This is a genomic window from Roseivirga spongicola, from assembly GCF_001592965.1.
Lineage (GTDB): Bacteria > Bacteroidota > Bacteroidia > Cytophagales > Cyclobacteriaceae > Roseivirga > Roseivirga spongicola.
The window spans coordinates 441,236-453,563 of record NZ_LRPC01000028.1 but is presented as its reverse complement, the minus strand read 5'-3'; the positions used below and the strand labels follow the sequence as shown (position 1 = coordinate 453,563).

Annotated in this window: 6 protein-coding genes; 4 read left to right on the top strand and 2 right to left on the bottom strand. The window is 42.1% G+C overall.

What is annotated here, in order from left to right:
- Window positions 1–213: 213 nt before the first annotated feature.
- Together AWW68_RS13830 and AWW68_RS13825 are read left to right on the top strand one after the other, a co-directional pair.
- Window positions 214–1,629: a Gfo/Idh/MocA family protein gene (locus AWW68_RS13830; protein WP_068222031.1), complete on the top strand. Its 1,416-nt coding sequence runs from the start codon at window positions 214–216 to the stop codon at window positions 1,627–1,629.
- Window positions 1,630–1,711: 82 nt separating this feature from the next.
- Entirely contained in the window at window positions 1,712–4,885 is a 3,174-nt protein-coding gene (locus tag AWW68_RS13825; protein ID WP_068222029.1) for a WD40/YVTN/BNR-like repeat-containing protein, read from the top strand.
- A 367-nt stretch (window positions 4,886–5,252) separates the two neighbouring features.
- Here the strand turns inward: AWW68_RS13825 and yaaA are convergent, their stop codons facing one another.
- Window positions 5,253–6,017, bottom strand: coding sequence for a peroxide stress protein YaaA (gene yaaA / locus AWW68_RS13820; protein ID WP_068222027.1), 765 nt, complete (start codon window positions 6,015–6,017; stop codon window positions 5,253–5,255).
- A 398-nt stretch (window positions 6,018–6,415) separates the two neighbouring features.
- Between yaaA and AWW68_RS13815 the strand changes: the two genes are divergently transcribed.
- Window positions 6,416–7,252 (top strand): hypothetical protein, encoded by an 837-nt coding sequence (locus AWW68_RS13815; RefSeq protein ID WP_068222025.1) that lies wholly within the window; start codon window positions 6,416–6,418, stop codon window positions 7,250–7,252.
- A gap of 45 nt (window positions 7,253–7,297) precedes the next feature.
- Entirely contained in the window at window positions 7,298–9,784 is a 2,487-nt protein-coding gene (gene hrpB, locus AWW68_RS13810; protein WP_068222023.1) for an ATP-dependent helicase HrpB, read from the top strand.
- Between the two features lie 160 nt (window positions 9,785–9,944).
- On the opposite strand, the gene AWW68_RS13805 is transcribed toward hrpB, so the two are convergent.
- Window positions 9,945–12,311, bottom strand: coding sequence for an ABC transporter permease (locus AWW68_RS13805; RefSeq protein ID WP_068222021.1), 2,367 nt, complete (start codon window positions 12,309–12,311; stop codon window positions 9,945–9,947).
- Window positions 12,312–12,328 lie beyond the last annotated feature (17 nt).

Genomic DNA, 12,328 nt, shown 5'->3' with positions numbered 1-12,328 from the left:
GCCAGATGGCTAAAAGACTTTATTTCATTTGGCATAAATGTAGAAGGTCAGAAAATGATTTTTGATTAAGTCATTTATCCTTAATTTATCGACAGATCAGTACTACGTGTGTTCAAGAATCACTGATGTTAACACGCGTTTACTGATTCAGCAAGGTATATCCAAGCTAAACGATTGTATGAAACGAGCGCGCTGGCTCACATTTTTGAAACTATGGACAAACCAAACAAAAGTTCTCGCAGAAACTTTATCAAAACCCTCGGTCTGGGTACTGCGGCTTTCACCATTGTTCCCCGCCATGTTCTAGGCAAAGGCTTTAGAGCTCCATCAGACACCTTCTATTTAGGTGGAATTGGTGTAGGAGGAAAAGGCTATTCTGACTTGACAGAATCTGCAAAAAGCTCTGCAGTGAAAGTAATAGCACTTTGCGATGTTGATGATAGAAGAGCTGTTAATGCCAGAAAAACATTTGCGGAAGCCAACTACTACAAAGACTATCGAGAAATGCTGGAAAAGGAATCTGGACTAGATGGAGTTACAATTTCATCACCAGATCACATGCATGCTATTCAAACGATGGCTGCCATGGAAAGAGGCTTACATGTATATGTTCAAAAGCCATTAACCCACGATATAGCCGAGGCAAGACAGCTGACCGAAGCCGCTCACAAATACAAGGTGGTGACCCAAATGGGGAATCAAGGAGCATCTGGAGACGGTGTAAGAAAGATGCAAGAGTGGTATCAGGCCGGACTAATTGGTGAGGCCGAAGAAGTGTGGTGCTGGACAGACAGACCCGTATGGCCGCAAGGCATAGCCTGGCCTGCCGATAGAAAAGCACAGGTACCAAAAGAGCTCGATTGGGACCTTTGGCTGGGAACAGCACCTAAAAAAGACTATATAGACAATTTAGTGCCATTTAACTGGCGTGGCTGGTGGGATTATGGTACAGGCGCCTTAGGCGACATGGCTTGCCATATTATTGAACCTGCTTTTAAAACACTCAAGCTAGGTTACCCTACTGGTGTAGAGGCATCTGTTGGTTCTGTTTATGTTGGTGAATTCAGAAGAGGTTATTTTCCTGAAAGCTGCCCTCCTTCTAGCCATATCACCCTAGACTTCCCTGCAAGAGGCGAAGAGCCTACTTTAAAACTGCATTGGATGGATGGCGGAATTCAGCCGCCAAGACCAGAAGAACTAGGTGCCAACGAGCAAATGGGTGATGGTGGCAATGGAGTAATCATCAAAGGAACCCGAGGCACCATGATGTGTGGTACTTACGGAATAAACCCTCGCTTGGTACCATTAGAGCTGAACGAATCCATCAATGTAAAAGAGACAATCCCTAGAGTACCAGAAGGCCATTACGTACAGTGGGTAAATGCTGCTATGGCCGGGTATAAGCAAAAAGAATGTAGCTCAGATTTCGATATTGCTGGACCTCTAACTGAAAGTATTTTGATGGGCAATCTAGCCTTAAGAAGTTTCGATATTCAGAAAAAAGATGGCAATAGAACTACTTATCCAGGACGCTACATCAAGCTACTTTGGGATGGTCCTAACATGAAGATCACCAATTTCGATGAGGCTAATCAATTCGTGAAGAGAGAATATAGAACTGGTTGGTAATCAAATCAATAATATTACGCATAAAGGAGATTGATTTTTGACAATCTCCTTTTTTATTATCTTCCCCTCAAACCTTAAAACAATGCTCAAAAAACTCATTTTGTTTGTCCTCTTACTCGTTTCCTTCACCTGTCTGGGTCAAAGCGATTTAGATAAGAAATTAGGTAATCATAGATTCAGATTTATTGGCCCAGAAGGTAACAGAGCTATTGCTGTAGCAGGAGTTCCGGGCGACCCAATGGTCAACTACATTGGTGCAGCTTCTGGCGGATTATGGAAAACCACTGATGGCGGCATCAACTGGCGTCCAATTTTCGATAATCAAGACATCTCATCCATTGGCTCTGTGGCCTTAGCTCCCTCCGATCCTGATCAAGTTTGGGTAGGAACAGGCGAAACTTTCGTTATCCGTCCTGCCCATGCCATGGGAAATGGAATCTATTTCTCACCAGATGCAGGCCAGACTTGGGAACACAAAGGCTTGGAAAAAACAGGTAGAATCGGACATGTGGTAATCCACCCTACCAACCCAGACATTGTTTATGCAGCTTCATTAGGTCACACATATGGTCCTCAGCAAGAGCGCGGTGTGTACCGCACCAAAGATGGTGGAGAAACTTGGGAAAGAGTTTTATTTATAGATGAAGGAACTGGTGCATCAGATTTAGCCATCGACCCAGAAAACCCAAACATCATCTATGCTGCTATGTGGTCTGTACATATCAATACTTGGGGATTGAATAGCGGTGGTGCCGGAAGTGGAGTTTATAAATCTACAGATGGTGGCGATACTTGGGAACCTTTAAACAAGTATGGCCTGAAGTTCGGTGCTGATAGAATTGTAGGAAAAACATCGGTAGCACTGTCTCATAGTGACCCAAATGTGGTTTACGCTTTGTTCGAAGCAGAAAGCCCTGAAGTGTGGAGATCGGAGGACAAAGGCATGAGCTGGACATTGATGAGCCGTGATCATGATTGGAATGAAAGAGCTCCTTATTACACCCGATTACGTGTGAATACTGGTGATCCGAATGAAATCTATTCTATGTCGGTTCGGTTCGTTCACTCATTAGATGGTGGAAAAACTAGGAACAGAAGACCTCCAAGAGGTGGTGGCGATAACCATGACATTTGGATCGATCCAGAAAACCCTGACCGCTTTATGGTTGCTCACGATGGTGGGGTAAGTATGACCCTCAATCATGGAAGATCTTTCCAAAGAGTGGTACTTCCTATCGCGCAGATGTACCATGTAGCAGTAGATGATAAAATTCCTTACAATGTATTCGGTAATCGTCAAGACGGTTGGTCCTACATGGGACCAAGCAATTCATTACAAGGCTACATTCCGCTTGGTTTGTGGAAAGGCGTTGGCGGCTGTGAAAGTGGTTTTGCTCAACCAGATCCCAACGACAATAACATCATCTGGTCGGGTTGTTACGATGGTGGTTTAGAAAGACACGATATCAGAACAGGTCACTCGAGAGAAGTTAGAGTTTGGCCAGAAGCTGGCTACGGTTGGGCTCCGGCAGATATGAAATATCGTTGGCATTGGAACTTCCCGCTAAGCTTTTCCCCTCACACTAAAAACAGAGTGTATGTAGGTAGTCAGTACGTTCATAAGTCGGACGATAATGGCCAAAGCTGGCAAATCATCAGCCCAGATTTAACCCTAAACCTGAAAGATCATCAGCAGAGTTCTGGTGGGGTAGCAATTGACAACCTGATGACTTTCGATGGTTCTACCCTATTCGCCATTGAAGAATCGCCTTTAGAAGAAGGCTTAATTTGGGTGGGCACAAATGATGGACAAGTTCAACTCACCAAAGATGGTGGTGAAACCTGGCAGAACCTAACAGCCAATATCACTGGTCTTCCAGAGTGGGGAACTATTGCCAACATTGAAATTTCGAAGTATCAGAAAGGCACGGTTTATATCTCAGTAGACCTTCACCAAATGGGTGATTTCGATCCATATATTTATAAAACCACAGACTATGGCCAAAGCTGGAAGAAGATTTCTGACGGAATTCCTTCGTCTGAGTCGAGCTTTGTACATGTCATAAAGGAGGACCCAAAAAGACAGGGAATGCTTTATGCTGGTATAGACAAAGGCATTTATGTGAGCTATGATGATGGTTCAACCTGGGACAGATTAAGACTTAACCTTCCTCCTGCCCCCGTTTACTGGATAGAAATTCAAGAGCGTTTTGACGATATGGTGGTGGGTACCTATGGTCGTGGATATTACATATTGGACGACTTAGCAGCACTGAGAAATGCTGATCAGCTAGATGATGAATTGGCGCTGCTGGACGTCAGAGACACTTACAGGTTCAATACTCGAGAGAGCATTAAAACCGATGGAGGAAGCTTCAATTCAGGTCAAAACCCGCCAAATGGAGCTATTATCAACTATTTCTTACCTGAAGGATTTAAGGGTGAAGTGAAAATAGAGATCGAAGACCTAGAGGAAAACCTGATCAGAACACTCAGCCCAAGGTCTAGAGCAGGTGTAAACAGAACCACTTGGGACTTAAGACACGAGCCAATTATTCGAGCCAAGCTTTTAACTCAACCTCCTGGCCGCCCGTGGGTGCAATTAAACGGAGAAGGCTGGAGACCTTTAGTACAATGGGATTTAGACCTAATGGCGGGTCAATACGGACCAAGGGTTGCTCCAGGTTCGTATAAAGTCAACTTGAAACTAGAAGACGAAAATGGTGACTTGATTCAAGAAGTTTCGAAAATGTTTGATGTGTTAAAAGACCCTTATTCTGAAGGAACTCAAGAAGATATTGAGGCACAGGTTTATTTCTCCCTTCAACTGCGAGATGCAATTAACGTTGCAGTAAGTAATATTAATGCCGTAGAACAACTTCGCAAGGAACTCGAAAACATCATAGATGAAGAAAGTGACAAACGCACTCAGAAAGAGGCAATGAGACTTCTCGGAATTGCCGAAGATATAGCTGGAAAATTATATGACATTCACCTTACAGGTGCACGTGAAGATGCATTTAGAAGCCCTATCAAGCTTTACGGAAGATTGAGTGCTTTGGCTAGTGATATCAACGGTAGTGGCATAGACTTCCGTCCAACCAATCAACAAGGTGAAGTTTATGAAGTGCTAAATGGAAGACTTCAAAAAGCCGTTGAACAATTCGATCAGATTATCAATGAAGACATTCCGAAGTTCAACAAGGCGCTGGAAAGAAAGAACAGGACGATTGAAATAGAAAAAGCTGGGAAGTAATAGGTGTAATATCCCCATTTACACAAAGAGCGCAGAGTTTAAACTTTGCGCTCTTTGTTTTTTTGGAATCTTAAAGGTCTTCAGGCCAATTTAGTCATTGCGAGGAGAAAGTTTGACCTGAGTCAAACTTGTGACGCGACAATCTGTCCGTTCTTGGCACGATGCACATAAACAAGCGGATTGCTTCGTTACAAAATTTCACTTTGTTCTTTTTGCTCCTCGCAATTACGGTACCTCGGCTATTCCGGACTTATCTTTTCTTTTTATAAAACTACCAACTCGTCACCGTTTGATACGAGGACAGTAGAAAAGTCGATTTACAATCGACATAAATAGTATAAAAGGCTTAAGACTGTAAAGGCAATACCTACCCTCTCTTAAAGATTAGCTTGTTATCAGTAGAAGATTCAGAATCGAATAAGTAGCCTTCAGAATCAAAAGCTTGAAGACCTTCAATTGTCTCGATTCGATTTTTTATGATGTATTGAGCCATCAGCCCACGGGCTTTCTTCGCCCAAAAAGAAATGATCTTATAGGTACCGTTTTTATTATCTAAAAACTCAACATCTACCACATTCATTTTAAGCGCTTTTAGGTCGACTGCCTTGAAGTATTCTTGAGAAGCCAGGTTCACCAAAGTTTTCTCTTTCAACTTCTTAGACTGCTTATTCAACTCAATGGAAAGCTTATCTGCCCAATAGTTGTAAAGTGTGGTATAGTCATCGAAAGCTAATCGAGTACCCATTTCCAATCGGTAAGGCTGAATCAAATCCAATGGCTTTAAAATGCCATACAAACCAGAAAGAATTCTCAACCTGTCTTGAGCATACGAAATATCTTCATCAGAAAGCGCTTCAGCCTCCAAGCCTTGATAAACATCACCCTGAAAAGCATAAACTGCCTGTTTGGCTCTTTTAGAGTTTTTGCTCTTGGCGAACTTTCTATACCTATCTACATTCAACTCCGCCAGATTCTCACTCAAATCCATCAACTCTTGAATGTCTTCAGGGCTTTTTTCTTTCAGCACACCAATCAATTCCAGCGCTTCTTTCTGAAATTTTGGGTAAGAATGTTCCTTATCGCAAGGCGTTTCGAAATCGAGTGTTTTAGCAGGAGAAAGTACTAATAGCATATTGATTGTTCTTTATGCAAACATACAACCTGAGTGCTAAAAATGTTCGTAGGAATGATAGCTTGTTTCAATATTGTATAGCGATTTGCGATATGGGTATTGAGTACAAAGTACAGAGTATTGAGTATTGAGACTCGCAAGTGCAACACCCTCAGTGTCTCCTAAAATGGACACTGAGGATCTAAGAGACTCTGATTTGGAGAAGAAAGAAATGACTCAAAAACCCTCAATTCCTTCCCGATGCTTCGGGAAGGTCGGGGGATTTACCTATTCATTATTAGATTCAATAAAATTTCTAATCTGTAATATCAAGAGTATCATCCCAAATCCGTATTTCTCAATAACCAATACTCAGGTCTCAATACTAAAACCCTTAACTTCGCAACATATTATTCAAAATGAAACAACTTATAACTTCTGTTTTCCTTTTAGCTTCCTTCCTGTTTTCAGGCACCATATCAGCACAAACTCAGCAAGAAAAGGATATCAAGAGACTCATCATAGGCACTTGGGAAGGCACAATTTCAATAGAGGTTGATGAAGAAGGAAACAAGGTTGAAATACCTAAACTAAGAAGCTTTGGTTCTGAGGAAAATCATAACAACGAAGAGCAGGATAAAAATGACTTAGCTTTTAATTTCAATTCTGCATTTGAAGGTCGTGAACTGTTTGAAGGAGAACCTATTCATTATGCATTTATCTATGATGTTTCTGCCGACACATTGCTTCTCGGCAGTCAAAAATGGAAAGTGGTTAAAATTGACAATAACGAACTTCAGCTTCTGGAAATCCCTGAACTCATACCGCTTAGAGGGTATAAGTTGATGTCATTTAAGAAAACAAGCTCAAAAGGTTTCGAAAGTACGAGATATGAATTATTAGAGGGTATTAAAGGTGAATGGGTAACCAAATCCGTTCAACCTGTAAGAACCGAAGGAATTGCTATCTATGAGGAACCTGTGACCATCCTCGATACTTTATCGGCTCCCATAACCGACCCGGTGTTTTCACTGAGTTTTTCCAACAACGAACTAGTTATTGGACAAGATGAAATTGGACCTATGGGTACCTTTAAATATGATGTTGCGGATAGCATGATTAATTCTGATGGAATTCATCTCTTCTCAATTTTTGAGATAAAACCAGAGTCTTTAACACTGCTGGGAATACACGGAACAGAAACACAAGGCAAACCTTTGATGATCTGGAAACTAGAACGTAAAAAATCTAACTAACCGAGCTTCTCTCCAGTCAAATTACTGCATACTAGAATTCACTAAATGTCCTTCGACTACCAACATATAGACCTTCCTGTTAAGGAAGTAGTTTCTGATACCAGAAAGCATCTCGCTGAAAAGAACACCATGATCGTAAATGCGCCTCCGGGTGCTGGAAAAAGTACTCTTCTGCCACTCACTTTGATGGAGGAACCTTGGCTCAAGGGTCAGAAAATAATCATGCTGGAGCCAAGAAGATTGGCTGCGCGTACCATTGCGGAACGCATGGCTTATTTCCTCGGAGAGAAAGTTGGCGAAACGGTTGGCTACCGAATTCGATTTGACAATCGAGTTTCTGATAAAACGAAGATTGAAGTCGTTACCGAGGGTATTCTTACCCGAATGATTCAATCAGACAATGAGCTTTCGGGCATTGGAATGGTCATTTTCGATGAATTCCATGAGCGAAGCATTCATGCCGATGTAGCCCTAGCACTTTGCCGTGAAGCCCAACAGGTACTCCGTACTGACTTGAGAATTATGATCATGTCGGCCACGCTGAACATGCCTCAACTGACAAGTCTTTTGAAAGCTCCTGCGGTAGTCAGCGAAGGAAGGCAATATCCTGTAGAGGTAAACTATGAAGGCGATATCGATGAATTCTTAATTCCTGAACTGATATCGAAAACCATAACAAAGGCTGCAAAACAGCATGATGGCGATATTTTGGTCTTCCTTCCAGGACAAAGAGAAATCCAGAAAACAGCAGACTTACTCAGAGGCAGTTTACGCGATATGGCCATTCACCAACTTTTCGGAAGTCTTCCGCCACATAAGCAACAGGCAGCCATAATGCCTGATAGAAATGGGAAACGAAAAGTGGTACTGGCTACCAATATTGCCGAGACCAGTTTGACCATTGAAGGCATTAAAGTGGTGGTTGACAGTGGTTTTGGAAGAACTTCCAAATTCGATCCAAACTCAGGTCTGTCTCGTTTAGAAACAGTCCGGATTTCTAGAGACTCAGCCGATCAGCGGGCAGGCCGGGCTGGTAGACTAAGCGCAGGACATTGCTATCGCATGTGGTCAACAGTGACTCATCAGCGAATGGCTGAGCATATTGTACCAGAAATTATGGAGGCCGATCTGGCTTCATTGGTACTCGATATGGCGCAATGGGGAATTATTGATGCTCAACAGATGACTTGGCTAACTCCACCTCCTGCCGGTCCATTGGCACAGGCAAGAGACTTACTTCATCAGCTTGAGGCCTTAGAAAATGGCAAGATCACTGAGCATGGTCAAAAGATGTTGCGTTTGCCTTGTCACCCAAGGATTGCTCATATGCTATTACTGGCAGAAGAACATGATCATTTAGCTTTGGCCACTGATATTGCAGCTTTGCTTGAAGAACGTGATCCGCTTGGAAGAGAAGCCGGAATAGATATCAATACCAGAATTGAAGCATTGAGAATGCATCGCAGGGAAAACCGTGATGGAAAGAAGCTGGCGCGAATAGAAAAAATAGCAGATCAGTATCGAAGGCTGTTTCAGATTAAAGCAGAGAATGATTTTGTCGATCCGTATGAAACAGGTGTTTTGATTACCCATGCTTACCCAGAGCGAATCGCTTGTGCTCGACCTGGTAATAATGCTCAGTTTCAGCTATCCAATGGACGCTATGCTATGGCTGGCCACAGAGATGATTTGGCTGCCGAACCTTGGCTAGCAGTTTGCCATATAGATGCCCGCGATGGAATGGGTAAGATTCATATGGCCTCTCCATTGAATCCACGTGATTTGGCACCGTTGGTAAAGGCAAAAGAAGTTATTACTTGGGATACTGAAGATGGTGGACTGATTGCGAGCAAAAATTTGTGCATAGGAAACATTGTATTGCGAAGCACTCCTCTGCCAGACCCTGATCCTTCTCATTTGGTAGAAGCAATTATTGAAGCTATTAAGAAAGAAGGCGAAAGATTGCTAGACTTTAATGAGGAAGTAGCTCAATGGCAAAGTCGCGTATTATCGCTCAGGAAATGGAATCCTGACCAGCAATGGCCAGAAGTCAGCACCTCTTCACTCCTACAGACCTCAGCTGAATGGCTAGCTCCTTATCTCAATGACATTCGTAAGCCTGAAGACTTGAAGAAGCTCAACCTGAAAGACATTCTTCATCACAGTCTCAGCTTTGAGCAGCAGAGCCAATTGAATGACTTGGCACCTGAAAAGATTGAAGTGCCAAGTGGCTCAAGCATCCGACTGGCATACCGAGATAATGCCGAAGCTCCTATCCTTGCCGTGCGTATTCAGGAAGTTTTTGGCTTGGCCGAAACTCCTAAGATAAATGGTGGAAAACAGGGTGTACTAATGCATCTACTTTCTCCAGGTTTCAAACCCGTGCAAATCACCTCTGACCTTAAAAGCTTTTGGTCCGATGCCTATTTTGAAGTCCGCAAGGAACTAAAAAGGCGCTACCCTAAGCATGTTTGGCCAGATGATCCTTGGAATGAACCCGCTATTCGTGGGGTTAAAAAGAGAAAACAGTAATCGGTTGAACGGAAATTGGGGAATTAGGTAATTGGTCAGTGGTCATTTGTCAATAGTTATTGAAGGAGTTTATGATTGCCAAGTGATCTAACCCCATGCTTAGTGATTTTCGAGTTTTATTTGGGCTCAACTTTGAGCCCAAATGAAACATCGAACAGGTTTATTCATTCCTAAGTACTTCAGTTGGGTTCTTTCGAGTACTTAAATAGCTGTGAGCTCCTAGTATGAGGGTTGCAATCAAAACTATGATGGCTACTGAGCTTATACCAAAGCTTCCAAGACCTTCTATTCTATACGGAAAAGCTTGGAGCCATTCTTCTACCAAGTAAAATGTAGTGGGAATCGATACTAGAAAGGCTACAACCATCAGCCCAACAAAATGCTTATTGAGCGTTTTTAAGATGTGGAAATAGTTGGCACCCAACACTTTTCTAATTCCGAGTTCTTTTTCCCTAGCATTACTTTCAAAAGTGGCCATGGCGAACAAGCCAAGGAAAGCCACCAGAATAACCATACCTGTCAGCATATTAAAGATGGTTTTGAGCGTAGTTTCAGCATCATAAAAGTTAAAGCCTTGGGTTATGGTCTTCAGTTCTGTCATGCTTGGCGCAGACTTTAGGCCAAACTCTTGTTTCATGGCCATTTCAACCTGAGCCATAACATCTGCCTTATTTCCAGCTCTGAAACTAAATTGAACATTATAGAAACCTCTTGGATAGTAGGTAAGAGAAGCGGGTTGAATCTCCGATTTAGCTGTATCAAAGAAAAAGTCCTTTACTACTCCTACTACCTTAGACCCATCAGGCAGTTTAGCACCTAAAGCTGGATTGAGAGCTAGCTTCTTCTTAGCTGTTTCATTGATAATAGCCGCATTTCCAAGTTCAGATTCTGGTACTTGTGTAAAGTCCACTCCCTCAAGAAACTCCAACTGAAAAATCTCATTAAAATTCCTGTCAACGAAGCCTGTAAAAAAGGTCATCGCAAACATTCTACCTTCTATCTCCACCATCGATGGCGGAGGCGGAGGCGGAAAAATGGGAAGTGTAGCAGAAGTAACCACCTCAATTTGAGGAATGGACTCTAGCTTGTTTTTGAGCACTTCATATTCCAAACGCTGACCTTCTTGTCTAACACTCATAGACATAATATTTTCCTCATTGTAACCTTTATCTATGTTAATGAGGAAGTCAGCTTGGCTTCTGATAGCTAAGGCAGCGATTAGAAGACCTGAACAGATGATAAACTGAAATACAATCAGCGACTTTTTAAATAAACCGGCTTTAGTTTTAGGTTGAGCTCCTCTTAATACTGTTGACAAGTTGATAGAGCTCAACATAAATGCAGGATAGACGCCAGAAATCAACATGACAACAATAAGCAACACTACTGGTAATACTAGCTGTGATGGAGACTGCAAAACATTGAATGAAAGCGACTTACCTATTAGGGAATTGATATAAGGTAACGTCATTTCTACGGCTATGATGGCTAAGACTAAGCTCCAAAATGAAACAAAGAGAGTTTCCACCATTTTGTTAGATACTAAACTTGTCTTTGAGGCACCTATCACCTTACGAATACCCATTTCCTTGCTTCTGCTAATTGAAGCACTAGTAGTAAGGTTGATGTAATTGAAGCAGGCTACTAGAAGAATTAGCGTTCCTATTAAACTGAAGATGTAGACATACTTCATCTGACCGCCAAACATATCCCTATTAAAGCGCTCAGTTTGTTGCTTCAAATACAATTCTGAAAATTTGAGAAACTCATAGTTGGCAGCTATATCCTCAGCACCATTTCTAGCTAAAATCGTTTTGGTATCCTCATAGAGCTTATCGAGCTTATAATCTCCTTTTAGAAGGAAGTAATTGTATCCCGTTCCATAAACCCACTCCCCCTCTGATCTTTTATATCTAGAGCCTGGATTATTAATTGAAGCCACCATATCGAACCTCAAATGTGAATTTGCTGGAATTGGGTTTAGAACACCCACCACCTTCAGTTCACCCTGGCCTTGAATGCTTATCATTTTGTCTAATGGGTTCTCCCCAGAGAAAAGAGATTCTGCCAATTCAGAAGAAATTACTACATCGGTTGGCTCAGAAAGTGCAGTGGTTTCGTTACCATACTTCAGACTAAAATCAAATACTTCGAAAAGTTCTGGTGAAGAATAATAGAACTGCTCGGTCTGAACCCACTCTTCACCTAGCTGATAGTACTTCCAGTTGTTTCGGCTAATATTTACAGCACTTACTACTTCAGAGCTTTCTTCTTTCAATGCCTTAAGCAAAGCATAAGATGGCCTAACCTTGAACTTCTCTCCATCCTCTCGCTGCATTTCCAAAGAAGACATGAAGATATTATCGGCATTCTCATGCCATCGGTCAAAAGTCAGTTCATCCTTTACGTAAAGTGCCGTAATGAGAAAACAGAACATACCAATTGCCAGGCCCGAAAGGTTGACAAGTGAGTAAAGTTTTTGTCTCTTAAAGCCTCTATAGCCTGTTTTTAAAAAGTGTTTTAACATATCTGTTAGTTTTATGT

Coding starts and splice junctions, on each gene's coding strand:
- AWW68_RS13830 (WP_068222031.1), top strand. CDS start 214: ATGGACAAACCAAACAAAAGTTCTCGCAGAAACTTTATCAAAACCCTC.
- AWW68_RS13825 (WP_068222029.1), top strand. CDS start 1,712: ATGCTCAAAAAACTCATTTTGTTTGTCCTCTTACTCGTTTCCTTCACC.
- yaaA (WP_068222027.1), bottom strand. CDS start 6,017: ATGCTATTAGTACTTTCTCCTGCTAAAACACTCGATTTCGAAACGCCT.
- AWW68_RS13815 (WP_068222025.1), top strand. CDS start 6,416: ATGAAACAACTTATAACTTCTGTTTTCCTTTTAGCTTCCTTCCTGTTT.
- hrpB (WP_068222023.1), top strand. CDS start 7,298: ATGTCCTTCGACTACCAACATATAGACCTTCCTGTTAAGGAAGTAGTT.
- AWW68_RS13805 (WP_068222021.1), bottom strand. CDS start 12,311: ATGTTAAAACACTTTTTAAAAACAGGCTATAGAGGCTTTAAGAGACAA.